Origin of the sequence: Streptomyces sp. PH10-H1, from assembly GCF_030063355.1 — a bacterium.
Lineage (GTDB): Bacteria > Actinomycetota > Actinomycetes > Streptomycetales > Streptomycetaceae > Actinacidiphila.
Genome location: NZ_JASISZ010000049.1, coordinates 34,968 through 51,961, shown reverse-complemented (window position 1 = coordinate 51,961; position 16,994 = coordinate 34,968). Strand labels below are relative to the sequence as shown.

Annotated in this window: 12 protein-coding genes; 10 read left to right on the top strand and 2 right to left on the bottom strand. The window is 67.9% G+C overall.

Features of this window, described 5'->3' with window-relative positions; translation table 11 throughout:
* Positions 1-7 precede the first annotated feature (7 nt).
* From QMK24_RS26360 to fxlM, 5 genes are all read left to right on the top strand, one after another.
* A complete protein-coding gene (locus QMK24_RS26360) occupies positions 8-169 on the top strand; it encodes a hypothetical protein (RefSeq protein WP_283469274.1) in 162 nt (53 codons plus the stop codon).
* Positions 166-1,215, top strand: a complete 1,050-nt coding sequence (locus QMK24_RS26355) for a phosphotransferase enzyme family protein (protein WP_283469273.1) — start codon at positions 166-168, stop codon at positions 1,213-1,215. Before QMK24_RS26360 ends, QMK24_RS26355 begins: the two co-directional genes overlap by 4 nt.
* Positions 1,216-1,485: 270 nt before the next feature.
* Positions 1,486-1,968 (top strand): NUDIX hydrolase, encoded by a 483-nt coding sequence (locus QMK24_RS26350; protein WP_138357257.1) that lies wholly within the window; start codon positions 1,486-1,488, stop codon positions 1,966-1,968.
* The gene (locus tag QMK24_RS26345) at positions 1,965-3,944 is read left to right on the top strand and encodes an ABC transporter ATP-binding protein (protein ID WP_283469272.1); all 1,980 of its coding nucleotides are present in this window, start codon (positions 1,965-1,967) and stop codon (positions 3,942-3,944) included. Before QMK24_RS26350 ends, QMK24_RS26345 begins: the two co-directional genes overlap by 4 nt.
* Positions 3,945-4,104: 160 nt before the next feature.
* The gene (gene fxlM, locus QMK24_RS26340) at positions 4,105-6,423 is read left to right on the top strand and encodes a methyltransferase, FxLD system (RefSeq protein ID WP_283469271.1); all 2,319 of its coding nucleotides are present in this window, start codon (positions 4,105-4,107) and stop codon (positions 6,421-6,423) included.
* Positions 6,424-6,702: 279 nt separating this feature from the next.
* Here the strand turns inward: fxlM and QMK24_RS26335 are convergent, their stop codons facing one another.
* Positions 6,703-7,800 carry a DUF8611 domain-containing protein gene (locus QMK24_RS26335; RefSeq protein ID WP_283469270.1) on the bottom strand — a complete coding sequence of 366 codons (1,098 nt, stop codon included), beginning with the start codon at positions 7,798-7,800 and terminating at the stop codon, positions 6,703-6,705.
* 785 nt (positions 7,801-8,585) lie between these two features.
* Between QMK24_RS26335 and QMK24_RS41555 the strand changes: the two genes are divergently transcribed.
* On the top strand, positions 8,586-8,783 hold the full coding sequence (locus QMK24_RS41555) for a hypothetical protein (protein ID WP_349362001.1): 198 nt from the start codon (positions 8,586-8,588) through the stop codon (positions 8,781-8,783).
* 280 nt (positions 8,784-9,063) lie between these two features.
* Here QMK24_RS41555 and QMK24_RS26325 read toward each other — a convergent pair whose 3' ends face one another.
* Positions 9,064-9,609: a DinB family protein gene (locus tag QMK24_RS26325; RefSeq protein WP_283469269.1), complete on the bottom strand. Its 546-nt coding sequence runs from the start codon at positions 9,607-9,609 to the stop codon at positions 9,064-9,066.
* A 727-nt stretch (positions 9,610-10,336) separates the two neighbouring features.
* Between QMK24_RS26325 and QMK24_RS26320 the strand changes: the two genes are divergently transcribed.
* The 4 genes from QMK24_RS26320 to QMK24_RS26305 are packed head-to-tail and all read left to right on the top strand — an operon-like array spanning position 10,337 to position 16,972.
* Complete coding sequence (locus tag QMK24_RS26320) at positions 10,337-11,092, top strand: TnsA-like heteromeric transposase endonuclease subunit (protein ID WP_283469268.1); 756 nt, start codon at positions 10,337-10,339, stop codon at positions 11,090-11,092.
* Positions 11,089-13,269 (top strand): integrase, encoded by a 2,181-nt coding sequence (locus QMK24_RS26315; RefSeq protein WP_283469267.1) that lies wholly within the window; start codon positions 11,089-11,091, stop codon positions 13,267-13,269. The genes QMK24_RS26320 and QMK24_RS26315 overlap by 4 nt, the downstream gene beginning before the upstream one ends.
* Entirely contained in the window at positions 13,266-14,411 is a 1,146-nt protein-coding gene (locus QMK24_RS26310) for an AAA family ATPase (RefSeq protein ID WP_283469266.1), read from the top strand. Before QMK24_RS26315 ends, QMK24_RS26310 begins: the two co-directional genes overlap by 4 nt.
* Complete coding sequence (locus QMK24_RS26305) at positions 14,408-16,972, top strand: TniQ family protein (RefSeq protein ID WP_283469265.1); 2,565 nt, start codon at positions 14,408-14,410, stop codon at positions 16,970-16,972. Before QMK24_RS26310 ends, QMK24_RS26305 begins: the two co-directional genes overlap by 4 nt.
* The last annotated feature ends 22 nt before the right edge of the window (positions 16,973-16,994 follow it).

Sequence of the window (16,994 nt, the reverse complement as noted above, 5' to 3'; positions counted from 1 at the left end):
GGAAACGATGGTTCATCACACGAAGACCGGCGTCCACCCGGTGATGATCCAGGACGGCCGGGTGCGGTCCGGCGTCGAAGGAGAGGTGATCAATGCCGAGCAACATCAGTGCGCCACATTGACATTCTCGCCCCTGGACGCGATGCCCATGGTCGGGTGGCACGCATGACCTTCAACGTCGACGACCAGCAGCAGTTGATGGAAATGCTGGCCGCCCGATATGGGGTTCGCGCCGAGGCCGTGGAACCGGAGGCAGCGGGAACGGAAACCCGTAACGCCCGCGTGCGGCTGGCCGGCGGCGCCCGAGTCTTCGTCAAACGCTACTCCGCCGGCACCGATACCACCGCCGTACGGTCTGCTCTGGCCCTCGCCGCGTACTGCCAGGAAGCAGCGGTGCCGACGCCGGGCATCTGGCGCGATCGCGATGGCGAGCCGGTGACCTGGCACGCCGAGACAGCCTGGTGCGTCATGGACGAGGTTGCCGGGCACCCCGGCGCCACGCCCCTGACCGTGGCACGCGCGGAAAGCATCGGCGCAACCCTCGGACGACTGCACCGCGTCGCCGCCGACTACCACGGCCCCCTGCGGCGCCGCTCCACGCCGTGGCGCCACGACGCCCCGGAACCCGTAGCGAATAATTGCGAACGCCTCCTCGAATACCTGCGAGGACGACCGGGCCCGCAGGGCGACCTGCGACACGACCAGCTGGCTCAGCGGCGCCGGGACCTCATCACACACAGCCGCCTGCTGCAAAAGGGTCTGCCCAATGTTCTGGCCGATCAGGCGCTGCACGGTGACTTCACCCGCCCCAACGTCCTCATCTCGGGCGATCAGGTCACGGCCGTCATCGACTTCCAGGCACTGACCGGACCGGCCGCCTGGAAGTTGGGCCGGATCGCCTTCGACCCGCTGACTGTCGCCCACTCCGCGACCTGGCAAGACACCGCCCTGGTCGTGATCGGCGCCTACCGGGACGAGAACCCCCACATCCCGGGCGCCGACCTGATCGCCACGGCGCGGATCGCCCTGCTGTACTTCCTGTTCAGCACCTTCGGCGCCGTCACCGACGACCTCGACGTGCCGGCACACGTTCACGTCGGACTGCTGGAGTACTGGAACGACAAGAACGCCACCGTCAACCGGCTACTCGCAGGGCTCGACGCCATGGAATACGCGCTGGCCTTCCTCGTCGAGTCGAAAGCAGGCCCCCGGTAATGACGGAGTGCGGAGCTGCTACCTGTCGGGGCGTTCTCGGACACACCCCTGGCCGGGTGGCCGGTACCAATTTCGGGGCGGTGAAACCTCTCTCGGGAGTGGTTGGCGCCGCTGGGGTGAAATCGCACACCGCTCGCTCGGGTCTCGCCCGCCCTGTCTGGGATCCATGCCGTTGCCCGAACATCAGATCGGCAAATGACCCTTTGGGGGGCGTAACGGGCCGTCGAGAGGCTCGTTTTCCGAGCACCTGTCCGAACTTCAGGAGGCGTCGTGCATCCCCATCAGAACATCGTCGGTGTCCATTTGCTGTTCGAAAATGACGGCCAGGTGCTGCTCGGGAAGCGCCTGAATACCTCGTACGCGCAAGGCGTCTACCACGTTCCCGCAGGGCACCTGGAGCCTGGCGAACCGGTGACGGCCGGCGCGGCCCGCGAGGCATACGAGGAACTCGGGGTGGTCATTGACGACGAGTTCGACCTGGAGCTGGTGCACGTCGTCCATCAGCACGACGGGGACGACGGCCGCGATCGGCTCCAGTTGTTCTTCCGCGTGCTGGCCCACAGCGGGGTGATCACGACCCAGGAACCGGACCGGTGCGCGGGATGGGAGTGGCACTCGCTGCACGCACTGCCAGAGCCGCTGGTCGGCTACACCCGCACCGCGCTCGACGCCATCCGCGTCGGCCGGCCGTTCACCGCCATGGGCTGGGACACCACCCTGACGGCATCAAAACCAAGCGGCGGGCGCCCGTGAAGATCCGCAATCAGGATAGTGCCCCGGGCGATGTACCGCTGTCCGCGGCCGAGCAGCTGCTGTTCGGCGGCAGGCTCAAGGGCGACTGGGGCTGGACCACCCACGAGGGCGCTCGCCTGAACCTCACGTTCCTATCCGTCCTGCGGCAGCTTCCCCGCATGATCGGCCAGACCGCCGCCATGGGCTGGGCGGTGGACCGCGTCGCCCTGATCGCCGTTGTCGTCGCCCAGCTCGGCCAGGGAGCCGCCATGGCGTTCGGGCTGCTGGCCACCAACCGCGTCCTGCTGGGCCTGTTCGCCGGCGGACCGACCGGCGACAAGGTCAAAGCCGCAGTCCCGGCACTGGCTTTGATGGCGTCCGCCAGCGCGCTGGCCGCGGTGCTGCGCGCGGTCTCCCAGGCCGCGGGCGGGCGGCTGGGGCCTAAGGTCGAGCGGCTGGCGGCGGTGAGCATGCTCGCGCGGATCATCCGCGTGGAGATGGAGACCATCGAGGACCCCGAGTTCCATGCCCTCGTCGACTCCGGGCAGCACGGCACGATGGCTGCCCGCAACCTCATCCTCCACACCCTGGGGATCATCGAAGGCGTCATGGCGCTGGTAGCGACCGGGGGCGTCCTGCTGATCTTGCACCCGATCCTGCTGCCCTTGCTTCTGGCGGTCGTCGTCCCCAAAGGCTGGGGCACTATCCGCGCCGCCCGCCGCACCTACGCCTCGCTCCAGCTGTGGATCGAGCACATCCGCCAACAATCAACGCTGCGCCGTTTGTTGATCTCCCAGACCGCCTCGCCGGAACTGCGCGTGCACGCGGCCGGGCCGTTTCTACTCGACCAGTTCGAAACGATGACGAAGGAGGGCGAAGCCGAGCAGACCCGGCTCGCCCGCGCAGAGGCCGGCACCGAACTGGCCACTTCCGCGATCTCCGGTGTCACCTCCGCCACGACCTATGTGGTCCTGGCGTGGCTGCTGACCAGCGGGCACATGCCGCTCGCGGCGGCAGCCACCGCCGTCCTGGCCATCAGTACCGGCACCACTGGACTGCGCGGCCTGGTGGGCAACGTGCACCATCTCTACGAACAAGGTCTGTTCTTCAACGACCTCATCCGCGCCCGCGATGAGGCCGAGCAGCGCGCCATCCCCACCGGGGGCCTGCCCGTGCCCGCCAGCCCAGCCACCATCAAATTCGAGAAGGTCTCCTTCACCTACCCCGGCCGCGACACCCCCGCCCTGGACGACATTTCCCTGACCATCCGCCGGGGCCAGGTCATCGCACTCGTGGGAGAAAACGGCTCGGGCAAGACCACACTGGCCAAAGCTCTCGTCGGTCTCTACCAGCCAACCGCCGGCCGCATCCTGTGGGACGGCATCGACATCCGCGACCTCGACCGCGACCAACTCTTCGACCGATGCGCACTGGTCCTGCAGAACTTCATGCGCTGGCCGTTCACCCTGGCAGCCAATGTCATCATCGGCCGCCCCGCCGCCCGGGAGGACACCGCCCGGCGCGCAGCCGCCGCCGACTACGCCGACTTGGGCATCGTCGTCGATGACCTGCCGCGCGGCTGGGACACCCTGATCGAGCGCGGCTACCACGGCGGCGTGGAAGTCTCCGGTGGCCAGTGGCAGCGCATTGCCCTTGCACGCGCGTACTTCAGGGATGCACAACTGTTGGTCTGCGATGAGCCGACCAGCGCCCTGGATCCGGCGGCTGAAGTGGCCGCATTTGAGCAGATCCGCAACCTCGCTGCCGACGGCCAGACGATCATCCTCATCACCCACCGGCTCAGCTCCGTCACTACCGCCGACCGCATCTATGTCCTGCACCACGGACGACTCGCCGAGGCCGGAACCTTCGCGACGCTCATGGACGACAACGCGGACGGCCCGGGGATCTTCCGGCGCATGTTCCTTCTGCAATCGCGCCAATACCAAAGCGAAGCCAGCGACACCGAAGCCGTCATTCCCCGGCAGGCACCGTGACCCAGCCCCAGGCGCCGTTGAGCAGCAGCGTCGTGTTGATATCCGACCGGAGGGTGGCCGCGATCCCCTTCCAGGAATGCGAGCCGACCGCCCACTGCGGCCCCTCGAACTGCCGTAACGCCCCACCATCATTCCGCCTTTCACGAACGAGGAGCAATCTGTGGGATACACCCGGGCCGACTGGACCGAGCACTACAACGACGGGCGAGGCTTCTGGCAACTGGGAGACGAGGAGAAGGGCCTGCTCCTCGAACACGCACCGGCGCCCGAGAGCGGCAGCCGCGCACTCGATGCATGCTGCGGCACCGGCGAGATGGCCGCCTACCTCGCTTCGCTCGGGTACATGGTCGACGCTGCCGACTTCGCCGAAGGCGCCCTCGACCGTGCCCGCGCCGAGCATCCCGGAGTGGAGGGGCTGCGCTGGCTGTGCCTGGACATCGAGCACGACGACCTTGCTGATCTCCACGACGGCTACGCGCTGATCGTCATCCGACTGTCCATCGCCTTCCTCCGCTCTCGCGCCTATATCCTGCGCCGCCTGGCGGCGCGGCTGGGCAAGCACGGGAAACTCATCGTCATCACGCCGCTCGCGGAACACACTCCCGAGAAGAGGCGCCACATCGCGCTCGACGAGGATGAACTCGCCGCGCTTACCGACGGGTTCAACGAGACCGAGCGCTTTGACGCGGAGGGCCTGGCGGTCCTGGTTCTGCGCGGCCGCGGCGGGTCGTTCAGCGCGGAGGAGAAGTCACGGCTCGATCCGCAGGCCGTATTCGGCGCCGCAATGGTCGTCACCGATCCGTTCGGACGGGTCCTACTGGGCCGCTCGACTCGGGGAATGTGGGAGCTGCCGGGCGGCCGGATCGAGGCAGGCGAAGCCGCCGAAACCGCTGCCGTGCGGGAGCTGTCGGAAGAGAGCGGGCTGACGGCGCGCACGGAGGACGCGCATGTCGTCACAGTGCTCCACGACGACTGGCTGGATGTGCGCCGCATCACCGCGGTGGTCCGCATCACCGGTTGGGAGGGCGAACTTGGCCTGCCGGAACCGCACCGCTTCGTGCGCTGGGAGTGGCACGACCTGAACGCCCTGGACACCCTCGGGAAGATCTTCGCGCCCAGCGCCCAGGCGCTCACCGCGGTGTGGCCCGGGGTGCTGCCGGGGCTGCCATCTATCCACTCCTACCTGTGCGCCACCGTGGTCCCGCCGGTGCCCGGTGAGCCGGCCGAAGCCGGCCGGTATCGCCAGCAGATGACGGAGACGGTCGTCGCTGGCGGCTGGGCCCCATCCCAGCCGGTCCGGAATGCGCTGCAGACCGTGCCCCGCCACCGGTTCGTCCCGGAGGTTAACCTCGCGACCGCGTACGACGGCGGCGACCGGGCTGTCATCACCCGGCGCGACGAGGCCGGAACCGCGATCAGTTCGGTGTCCGCGGCCTGGCTGCAGGCCGACATGATCGAGCAACTCCGGCTGCAGCCGGGAATGAACGTCCTCGAAGTCGGGTCGGGCGGTTACAACGCCGAGCTCCTCGCCCACGTCCTCGGACCGCGCGGTCGCGTGGTGACCGTGGACGTCGATCCGTACGTCGTGCACCGAACCCAGCGACTGTGCGCAGAGGCAGGCAGCGGCCAGGTGACCGCTGTCCTGGGCGACGGCAGCCGCGGCGCGCCCGGCCACGTGCCGGCCGGGGGGTTCGACGGCGTGATGATCACGCACAACGCGTTCGACATTGCTCCAGCCTGGCGGGAGCAACTCGCCGAAGGGGCGCGGCTGGTCGTGCCGCTAGAGATGGGCGGTTACACCCGCTCCCTCACCCTCGTCCGGGACGGCGACGTACTGCGCACCGAACACTGGACGTACTGCGGGTTCGTACGGGACCGCGGCGCAGCAGCCCGCACCGCCCCCGCCGTCGCACTGGCCGACGGCGAAGTCACCGTGCGGTGGGAAGACGGTGTTCCCGGCGACACCACCGGTCTCGAGGAAGCATTGCGCGGGCCACAGCACGAGCTCACCGCCGGCCTCGTCGTCCGAGGCACCTTCAACTTCGAGACCTTGCAGGTCTACGCCGCGACCACCCTGCCCGGATTCTGCCGTCTGACCGCCCCGGAAGGATCTACCCTCGTAGCGCAGCAGGACGCGGCCGCGATGCTGGCGGACGGCTCCCTCGCCTACCTGGCTTATCGCATGATCAAGGACGCGCCGGATCCAGCCGACCGCCTCACCGAGTTTTTCATTCACGCCTACGGGCCGGCCGCCGGAGAGCTGGCGGAGCGGTTCGCCGACTGCGTGCGTACCTGGGACCGGAAGGTGCGTGAGAGCGGCTACCCGCCGATGACGGTCCACCCGGCTGGAACCCCTGACGAGCAGCTGCCGCCCGGTGACGTGCTCGATAAGCCCTTCGCGAGGCTCGTCTTCCAGTGGCCGGGCCGCGTTCCCGACGGCACGCAGGACCTGCTCGCGGCGGGCGGACGGCGTACCTGACTCCGACGAGTCGATCCCTGCGGAATCCGAGCCCCCAGAGGCCGCCGCGGGCCGGCGGGCCGCCGACCTCGTTCTCACTGCGCGCCCACCCTTCGTTCACCACCTGACCGGGGAGGCGGCGAGTCTCCGGGGCCCGGCCGTCGCCTCAGCTGGCGCCGGAGTTCTGGCCGGCCGTGCACGACAGCGGATCAGCAGTCCGGGGATCACGGACCCATGCCGTGGCGCCGCTCGGTCGGATCTCTCGGAGGGAATCAAAGGGATGGCTTCTGGCTCAGCCCATCACTCATGCGTGCGGCCCGACTGGCGGTAGTCGCGGAGGACCTGTGCCAGGTTGAATCCCGGGGATTCCAGGGCGTCCTTCATCTTCTGGTATGCCCGGTCGGAATACCCGTGGATGGTGGTCGATTGTTGCCGCCAAGCATGGTGATAGTCGTCGTCGACCTCATCATCAATGTCGCAGTGCCATCGAAGGGCCTTGAGCCTTTCCCACTGCTGGCGCAAGCCCAGTTTTTTAGCGAGGTCAGTTCGGCTCATGTGATATTTCGCCGAGAGATCGACCTTCTGGATTCCGAACGCACCCACCCCTTCCGTCACGTAGTGCACAGGGGCGCCCTTGCCGGTGCGCGAGAAGTGAAGTGTCAGAGAGAGTCCCTCACCATCGACGTTCGTATCCAGGGGAGCCAGAGCCGGGAAGACAGCGGACCGCGGGGAACCAGCCTTGATCTGACGCGCAGCCTGAGCGACGTCGCGTTCGCTGATCACGGTCTCCTCGGTCGTGTGGGCTTCGAGCGCTAGAAGTGTCCTGATCCGCGCCCCCGCTTCGGCCCGCCCCCGTCGGCGAGGCGCAAGGAGCCTCTGGACTTGTGTGAACTCTTCGTCGATCAGCAGTTGGATGTCGCGTGGCGGCTCAGTGGAGACCGGCAGGATCCGAGCAGGAAGACGATCAGCCAGCTGTTCCCCGAAGAAGCGTTGCAGGATGTCGTCGAAGATCGTGACGGCTGCCCGCATGTGGCTGTAGAGGATGGCCTCAGAAACGATCCCGTGCCAGTGCTGCTCGACGTCGCGCAGGGCGTCGATGGCTCGGAGCGTGCCAGCGTCTTCCTCGCTGAGAGGGACGTGCTCGCGGCCGAGCTTGACGCACTTCTCGTATCCGATGCTCGTCCGACTCTTCGGGTCGAAGACGTTGATTGATTTGACCCGGAGCGCCTTCTGCGTCAGCACGGCTTTGAGGAGCATCTCGAAGGCATGCTGGGTTGTGAGCAGGACCTCGGTGGCTCGCCCGTCGTCTTCCCTCAAGGTATTGAAGGCTGTGACTGCGCGCCGAAGTGAGCATTCTGCCTTGGCCTTGAGGATCTTCGTTTCAGCTCTCAGCCTCATGAGACCACCTCCTCCCATCGTGCGGAGTGGCGACGGCCGGAGCCCCTTGCGCCGCCTGTCGGCGGGGAAAAACCTCTGATTCCAAGGTAACCGTTCCCGCGCAGCCCTCTCGCGCCGTGCGCGGATGGGATCCGCGCGCGGCGCGAGAAGGCTGGCTGGTCAGAGGCGGCTGAGGCGCTCGATAGGCCCATCCGGTTTCGCGTCAGCGGGCAGCGCTGAGGGTGTGGTCGGTCTCGTCAGCCAGGCTGAGACGAAGCGAGGAGCGGCGGTGGGGCTGGTCCTGGAGCAACCGCGGGTCGGGCTCGCCCGGCGCACTGGCGCCTAGCCGGCCCCCGGATGCTGCTGCACGAGCACCCGTGCTGCCCCTTGCGTCCCTTCTGCCGGAGTGGGCGAGGCCCGGGACCGTGCGGCTTTCCGTGCCTGCGCGGTTGCCTCGCCGGCGTCTGGTTCAGGGGCGGCCGAGGTGTAGGTTCCGCGATTCCGTGAGCATTTCCGCGTGATCATGGGCACCGTTTGGACATTTCCGCGTGATCATGGACAGCGGTAACGTTCAGTAGTTGTCAGTTGTCGACTGTTAACGATCTTCCGGTTTGGGCGGTGCGTCCACTTCGCACCGTTCCAGTATGGCCGAACAGCGCCCGAGAAAGAGCCGGAGCAAGCACAACACCCCTACGGCGTCGATTCGTTACACCGACGGGTCGACTCGCGAAGTCCCCTTCAACCTGCTGCGCTTGAGGGACTTCGACGAGTCGGACCCGTGGCGCCGAGTCCGTTCGGTACACGGCATGGCGCACTACTCGGGCGACTACGCCTCGGCGACGACGGGCGGCCAGGTCGTCTACGAGAGCCGACTTGAGTTGGCCCGCCTGCTGCTCGCTGACTTCGACCCGCCGGTGTGCGGCATCTACGCCCAGCCCTTGCGCATGGTGGCGCGGATCGACGGCAAGGTCCGCAGCCACGTTCCGGACTTCCTCGCTCCCTGAAAGCGGCCACCCGGTACTCGGGGGTGGGGGCAAACCTGCTCTGTGGATCTCCCCACCATCGTGTGATCTTGCTCGGTGTGTCGGGATGACGTGATCTTGTCCGGGAGAGCCTGCGTGCACACTGTTCGGCCTGTTCGGGGGCCTGATTGCTCACGCGGCATGAGGCCACTGCGTGACCCAGACGCGGCCGATGAGTAGAGCGGGAGGAAGGAGATAGCTGCCGACCACGGCCGTTGTCTGGCGGCACACGGCCGCCGGACAAGGTCGCCCACCGCCGAAATCAGACGCCTTCGCGCAGGTACAGGTCGCGCAGCAGGCCGACCTCGCCGCCGTGATGCGCGACCTCGACCAGAGCGTGCAGCGCGAGCTTCAGATAGGTCTCATCGGCCCAACCGCCGGGGCCCATGCCTATCGGCGCCAACAGGCGCTTGTCGCCGAGGGCTGCGATACGGGAGATGAAGTGCTCCCAGTCCTCGGCGAGCGCCTGGACGCCCTCTTTCGCGGTGCCCGGCCACTCGTGGCGGTCGCCGAACTCGGGGACGTCCTCGAAGAAGTGGATCACATAGCCGCGCAGACAGAGGCTGCCGATGTGCCAGATGCGCCAGGCGATCGTCGTGAGGGGGTCCGGCGCCTCCGGACTCGATTCCGGAAATAGCGTGGCGACGCGGAAGACGCCATCGTCGCCGGGGCGGATGCTGATGCAGTCGCTGACCGGCTCCCAGTGGTACTCGGCGTCGGTCAGGTCCTCCAGGCGCTCGAACAGCCGGGATCGCGCGCGTTCGAAGATCGCGAGAATGTCGCGGGTCACGGGGTCGGGCACGATCATGTCAGCCATGTCAGCTCCAGGGCTCGCTGGTTTCGGGTCGTCGGGATGATCAGGATCGACGGGTCGGCCGGCTCGGTCACGTGCCGCCGCCTCGGCGTATGTCGCCGGGTGCGAGCAGGCTGGTGAGTTCGGCGATGGCTTGAAGTAGCGACGCAGGCAAAACTCATAACGCCCCACCCACCGAAGCCCGCCCCCGATCGCCAGCGATCCTAAGCGACACCACTAACAGCCTCTGGAGCACCTACCAGATCCCGCTCTTCGCTCCCCACCCTCCCCACACCCTTCAAGATCCAACAAAACGGAGGGAAGAGCACCCCTGGGGAAAATCACAGATCCTCATCAGTCCCAAACGGCACCAATGGAGAGCTCATCCACAACGCACCACCCATGCCGCTTCCGCGCCCCACCAGGCAGGGCGAAGACGGCAGGAGTCACGCAGGGCTACCACCGAAGGCAGCCCGCTGGGACGTTCTGCTCATGATCGGCCCCTACGAGCAGTGCTCACCCCGTGCGGAAAACGCCATCGCCGCAGGAGCCAGCGCTCACGAAGATGCGGTCCCTACAGCCGGTGTAGGTTCCGCAGTTTCGCGAGCACTTCCGCGTGATCATGAGCACCATTCGAGCATTTCCGCGTGATCATGGGCAGCGGTGACGTCCAGTAGTTGTCAATTGTCGGCTTTACCGATCTTTCGGTTTGGATGGTGCGCCTTCTTCGCACCCTTCCAGTATGGCCACGCAGGGCCCAAGAAGGGGCCGGAGTAAGCGCACCGCCCCGACGGCGTCGATTCGGTACGTCGACGGGTCGACTCGCGAAGTCCCCTTCAACCTGCTGCGGTTGAGGGACCTCGACGAGTCGGATCCGTGGCGCCGGGTTCGTTCGGTCCACGGGATGGCGCACTACTCGGGCGACTACGCCTCGGCGACGACGGGCGGCCAGGTCGTCTACGAGAGCCGACTGGAGTTGGCCCGCCTGCTGCTCGCCGACTTCGACCCGTCGGTGCGCGGCATCTACGCACAGCCCTTGCGCATGGTGGCGCGGATCGACGGCAAGGTCCGCAGCCACGTTCCGGACTTCCTTCTGCTGATGAGTTCGGGGACGGTGCGCGTCGTCAACGTCAAGCCAACCTCGCGCCTCAAGGACCCCAAGGTCGCGCAGGCGCTGGCCTGGCCGAGGCATCTCATCGAGCGCCATGGCTGGGAGTACGAGATCTGGTCGGGCGCCGAGCCCACCCTGCTGGAGAACGTCCGGTTCCTGGCCGCCTATCGCCACCCCGGTGTCGTGCCCGTCGACGAAGTCGAACGGGCCTGGCAGGAGGTCGTCGACGGTGAGGAGTTGGGGCTCGCCGAGCGACGGCTGGCCGGAGACCGCGAGCCCGAAGAGGCCCGCCCGGCGCTGATGGCGCTGTTGTGGGCGGGGAGGCTGGCCACGGATCTCGCGGCCCGACCGCTGTCAGGGGAATGCATTCTGCGGAGGCGTGGATGAGCCAGTGGACGACGATGCTGCGGACGGGGCTGCCGATCGCCTTCGACGGTGAGCAGTTCACCGTCGCGGAGATCGAAGGACGGCGCATTCTCCTGCGCCAGTCCGCGGTGGCCGGGCCGCCGAAGCTGCGGCAGGTCGACATCTCCGTCCTGCTCGCCCATCCCAGTACCGAGATCCTGGAGCCGATCCCGGAAGAGGCGACGGCATCGGCGGCCCTGCTGAGCGGCTTGGCCGACGAGGAAGACGCCGAGCTGACCCTGAAGGTCCAGCACCTCCAAGAGATCCTGACCGGATACCGGCTCGGCGACGCTTCGTTGGCCCTGGAAGGAGAGCCGCGCGGGGACTTCACGCCGGGCAAGCCGCTGCTGCACCGCTATGCCGTCAAGGCCGCCGAGCTCGGCGTTGGGGTCAGCACGATCCGCCGGTGGACCGCGGCGTTCAAGAAGGCCGGCCCGGCCGGGCTTGTGATCGACCGCCCCGTACGCAGCGTGGTGGAGCGGGCAGACCCCCGCTGGGTGGAGATGGCCGAGGAAGTCTTGAAGGCGCACGTCAAGGCGAGCCGTCCGGTGCGCGGGCTGGTCCTCACCGAGATCGAGGAGCGGCTGGTCAAGGAGCATGGGAAGGGCACGGTGCCGCTACCGGCGAGCACGATGGGCTACGAACTGCTGCGGCAACTGGCCAAAGGGACCAACGCGTTCGAGGGCAGCACCAAGGGCAAACGGTCGATCGCGGACGCCCCGCAGGGCACGTACGGCCGCCTGCGCGCCACCCGGCCCGGCGAGTATGTCGTCCTGGACACCAACAGTCTGGACGTCTTCGCGATGGAGCCGCTGACCTGCCGGTGGGTACGGTGCGAGCTCACGGTCGCCATGGACCTCTACAGCAGGTGCATCGTGGGCCTGCGGCTGACTCCGGTTTCGACGAAGTCCGTGGATGTCGCCGGGGTGCTGTACGAGACGGTCCGTCCGCGCGAAGCCCGCACCGGCAGCGGGGAGCCACTGCCGTATGCCGGGGTGCCGTCCACCGTGGTGGTCGACGCGGAGAAGCTCGTGGACCGGGATGGTCAGCCGCTGCTGCCGACGGTCGCCACCGAAACGATCATCTTCGACCACGGCAAGGTCTACCTGTCGAACCACATCAAGAGCGTCTGCGCGAAGCTGCGGATCTCCCTGCAGCCCGCCCGTCCCAAGACCCCGACCGACAAGCCAGTCGAGCGCTGGTTCCGGACCCTGAACCAGGGCCTGTTGGCCGCGCTGCCCGGCTACAAGGGCTCCGACGTGCACAGCCGCGGCGAGAAGGTCGAGGACGATGCATTCTTCTTCCTCGACGAGCTCGAAGCGGTCATCCGGGATTGGATCACCAACGTGTATCACCGGCGCCGCCACCGCGGGCTGTGCATCCCAGAGGTGCCGGGGCTGAAGCTCAGCCCGCTGGAGATGTTCGAGCACGGCGTCACACGCGCCGGCCCGCTGCGGATTCCTCTCCGGCCGCACCTCGCCCTCGAATTCCTCGAAGAGTTCCGCGTCCCGATCCACCACTACGGCGTGGACATCGACGGCCTGCGCTACAACGGGGACGGGCTCGACGGCCACCGCAACCAGCCCAGCCCCTACCGGGGCGTGGACGCGGGGAAGTGGCCGATCGCCATCGACTCCGGCGACATCACCAAGGCGTACTTCCAGGACCCGCAGACGCGGGACTGGCACGTCCTGAACTGGGAGCATGCCGCTGCTCTGGGTATGCCGGTGAGCCGTGAGGCGCTGGGGTATGCCCGTCGGCTCGCCAGGCAGAAGGACCGGTTCCCTGACACTAAGCGCACACTGGTCGAGCTGCTGGAGCGCTGGGGTGCTGGGCTGACGCGGGATCGCACTGAGCGCCGCATGGCGGTGCGGCTGTCCCAGGAGCGACTGCGCATGGTCGGCGACGACGAGGCGCCCACCGGCACCGACCTCGTCGCCTCCCTCCCGTCCCTGCGGAAGGTGGCAGCCGCCGGCGGGCCCGGGGCCGATCAGAATGATTCGGAGGGCCCGGACCTGCGGATCATCGATGGCGTGGACGAGGTGCCGGGCGGGGACGATGACGAGGACGATGAGCTGGAAGCCGTCTTCCCGGGCGAGGCGAACGGCGCCGCGATCGAAGGGGACGACTACTACGCCGACGTCTGGGAGAGCCGTTGAGCACGGCGGGCGGTGCCGCGGACGCCGAGCCGTTCGAAGGCGACGACCGCCAGTACAGTCCGACCCGGTTGCCTGGCTGGTTGCAGGAGGTCTACGGACCCGACCGGATCCGGCCCGAGCAACTGAGCCGGGCCCAGCTCGCCGACCTTTCGCCGCGGGCGCTCTTGGTGCACAACGACAACCGGGAGGTCTGGCACGCCAACATCGGTCCCATCGACACCCCGCAACTGCTCGCGCTCCACGCTGACTTGCGCGAGATCGTGGAGTCGAACCGGCAGGACGGCAACAAGACGAAGCCGGCCGCCTTGGTGGACGCCCACCCGGGGCTCGGCAAGAGCACGGCGGTGCGCGCGTACGGCTGCGACCTGTTCCAACGGCAGGTCAACCTCCGTGGGGACACGACCCCGGCCGGTGCCCGCCGGGTGCCGGTCATCTACATCGCGCTGAGCGGCAACACGCAGATCCGCGGCCTGAATGCGGCGATCTGTCGGTTCTACGGGCTGCCCGTTAAGGGGGACGCGGACACGCTGGCCGAGCGGGCCGTGGACGCGGTCTTGTCGATGAAGACCGTCGCCATGATCATCGACGACATCCACTTCCTGGCCGGCTCGAAGTCGAACTCGGTCCGCATGGCCAACCAGCTCAAGTACCTCTCCAACGTCTTCCCCGTCACCCTGATCTACGTGGGCGTCGGCGTCCAGGAGCGCGGGATCCTCCATGAGGGCTTCTCGCCGAGGGAGAGCCCGCTCGCCCAGTTCGGGCGCCGCACCACGGCGCTGACGCTGCCGCCTTTCCAGGTTGATGACGACCAGGGCCGCGTGCAGTGGCACCAGCTGCTCAAGACGATCGAGCAGAAACTCGTCCTGGCCGAGAAGTACCCCGGCATGCTCGCCGAGGACCTCTCGGATTACCTCTTCGCCCGCTCCACCGGGCACTTCGCGTCCCTGATGTCGCTCATCAACCGTGGCTGCCTGCGCGCGATCCGCGACGGCCACGAGCGTCTGGACGAGGAGCTGATGAACCAGGTGAAGAACGACGCCGCGGCCGAGGCGGCCCGCAAGGAACTGGAGGCCGGTATCAAGGCCGGCCTCATGACCACTCGGCCCGCGCTGGATCCACGGCGGCAGAGGAACTCGGCATGACGGGCTGGACCGATGAGCGCATCCCCATCGCGGTGGCGCCGGCCCCCGGGGAGGCTCTGGATAGCTGGCTGGAGCGGTACGCCTACCGGCTCAAGATCAACACCTTGGACTTCGTCGACTATCTCGGCCTGCCCCACTCGTCCGCGCGCACGATGGTCCGCCGCCTGACCGAGGAAGAACGCGAGGTGCTCCAGCGCCGCACCGGGATCGGGGCCGAGCAGCTGACCGCTATGACCCTGGAGCCGTACGACGGCTCCCTCGTGCGCATCGACCCGTCGCGGCGCCTGCGGTGTCCGCCCGCTTGGCGGCACTACGGCAACACGTCCCGGTACTGCCCGGCCTGCTTGGAGGAGGACCAGGCCCAGTGGCAGGTGCGGTGGCGCCTCGGCTGGGCTTTCGCCTGCACCCGGCACGAACTGCTGCTGCTCGACCACTGCCCCCAGTGCGGGAACACCCCGCCCGTGGCCAGCCTCGGGCGGCACCGCATCGTGCCCCGGCCAGAAACCTGCCGGTCCTGGATCATCCAACGGGGACCACACGTCCGCTGCGACTTTCCCCTCGCTCAGGCGCCGGCGGTCCGGCTGCCCAAAAACGGGCTGGTCCTCACGGCTCAGCACGCGGTCGACGCCTCCGTTCTCGCCGACCACCACGGCTCCTCGGCACGACAGCGCGGCGGCGAACTGTCGTTCCTCGGCCGCCGGGCCCTGCGCGGCATCCACACACGACTCGAGACAGCGCCGTCGGTCGTCCGCAAGGTTCTCGACGAATGCGGTGGTGCCGCGCCCCAGGTCGCTGCCAAGCAGGAAGTGCACGACGCGCACAACATTGCCGTCGGCACTGCTCTGGCCGTCATCGCCACGGACCTTCCACATCCCAGCAGCGACGAGCTGTTCACCTGGCTACAGCGCGGCTCAGGGCGGCCTATCAACGTTCCCCGGGACCACCCCACCTCGGAGCTGTGGAACTGGAAGCCGGCCGGAACACGGGTGATCTCGCGGATCCTCAAAGCCTCAGACGGACAGCTCACCCTCAAGGCCCGGCTGCGCTATGCAACGGCGACCTCCGATGCCGCGGCTCCCACGCTCAGCGAAGAAGAGATACGCCTGCGGGCAGCGAAACTTCCCGGGATGCTCTGGCCGTCGTGGACACTGCGGCTACTGCCGGCCAAGGCCCCCCACCAGCCGCGGATCGGCGGCATCCGTCGCGCGTGCGTGAACCTGATGCTGATCCCTGGAGGCCCGATCGGCCACCGGCAGGCCGCTCGCCTCATGGGCAACAACCACTTCCGCAGCCAACAAGAGGCGCTCCTCGCCTTCGTGGACGCCGACCACATCGCCGGCACCCTGGCGCACTTCGCACGCGTCGTCGACACGCATACCGTTCCGATCGACTACGCCCGCCGACGGACTCTGTTCGCCGACGAGACCGAGCTGGCCCTCGACGAGACCAGGCACCGCGAGATCTGCCGCAGCTTCGGCAGCCGCCAATTCACACCGGTGCATCAGGAGCGGGCCCGCTGGCAGCTGCGCCGCCTGCTTCTGGGGGCCGAGCCCTACCAAGGGAACCACGCGCCCGCGTGGGCTCACCGCTTCGCCTACCGGATGCATCCCGATCTCCGTGCTTTCCTCACCGATCAGGCCGGTGCCGTCCTCGCCGCACACGGCATCGCCGAACCGGTGTCCTGGGAGCCGCCCGACGACTGGCTCGACGGCAATGTGTTGCCCGTCGCCCCGCACGGCATCACCACGGACCGGCTGGCCGCGCTCCTGGCGCCGGGACCGGCCGCCAAGGACGTGGCCACAGAACTCGGCCTGACTGTGCACCAACTGCGTCTGCTACTGGAGAGTCGTGGGGTCGGCGCTCCCAAACCGCCCCGCCCGCGGGGGCCGGGGCACCCGGCCCCTCGGAAAGGTGACCTTGCACCCAGTCGTCTGCGCCACCTCTACGAAGACCAAGGTCTGCAACAGAAGGACATTGCTGAGCTCGCCGGATGCAGCCCCGGTACCGTCCGCTATTCCTTGAGAGAGGCCGGGGTCCCGCTGCGGCCGCGCCGCGCTGCCGGTGAGCTCGCACGATTCGTCTCCCGCACCTGGTTAAGGACCGAATATCACATCAAGGGACGCACGGCCGCGGAGATCGGACGGGAGCTCAACACCGGTGGCAAGAGCGTCGCCGACCTCCTCGACGCGTGGGGGATCCCTCGGCACCCTCCAGGGCACGTCGCCCTGCGCACCTACCCCAATCCTTTCTCTGGCCTGCCGGTGACGCTCTCAGCGGCCATGCACCGCATCAGCATCCGCCAGAACAGTCTGACCGCCCTGCGAAGCGCGGTGCTGGTGCCGGGATACCCAACGCGCCGCTCGGCAGCTCTCACCCTCAGCGTCCCCAGAACGACGTTCAACGCGCACCTTCGCCTGGTGGAGGACGCCGCAGGGTTCGCCGTGTTCAATCGCCGCAAGCGTCCCGTCAGGATGACGCCACGCGGCCAACCCCTCATCAGGGAGGCACAGCGCCTGATCGCCCTGCTGGACGAGGCACGCAAGCCATTCCAGGAGGGGTGACCCGGCTGGCCGGTCCGCAAGT

Coding starts and splice junctions, on each gene's coding strand:
- QMK24_RS26320 (WP_283469268.1), top strand. CDS start 10,337: ATGGCCACGCAGGGCCCAAGAAGGGGCCGGAGTAAGCGCACCGCCCCG.
- QMK24_RS26305 (WP_283469265.1), top strand. CDS start 14,408: ATGACGGGCTGGACCGATGAGCGCATCCCCATCGCGGTGGCGCCGGCC.
- QMK24_RS26355 (WP_283469273.1), top strand. CDS start 166: ATGACCTTCAACGTCGACGACCAGCAGCAGTTGATGGAAATGCTGGCC.
- QMK24_RS26315 (WP_283469267.1), top strand. CDS start 11,089: ATGAGCCAGTGGACGACGATGCTGCGGACGGGGCTGCCGATCGCCTTC.
- QMK24_RS41555 (WP_349362001.1), top strand. CDS start 8,586: ATGGCGCACTACTCGGGCGACTACGCCTCGGCGACGACGGGCGGCCAG.
- QMK24_RS26360 (WP_283469274.1), top strand. CDS start 8: ATGGTTCATCACACGAAGACCGGCGTCCACCCGGTGATGATCCAGGAC.
- QMK24_RS26325 (WP_283469269.1), bottom strand. CDS start 9,609: ATGATCGTGCCCGACCCCGTGACCCGCGACATTCTCGCGATCTTCGAA.
- QMK24_RS26335 (WP_283469270.1), bottom strand. CDS start 7,800: ATGAGGCTGAGAGCTGAAACGAAGATCCTCAAGGCCAAGGCAGAATGC.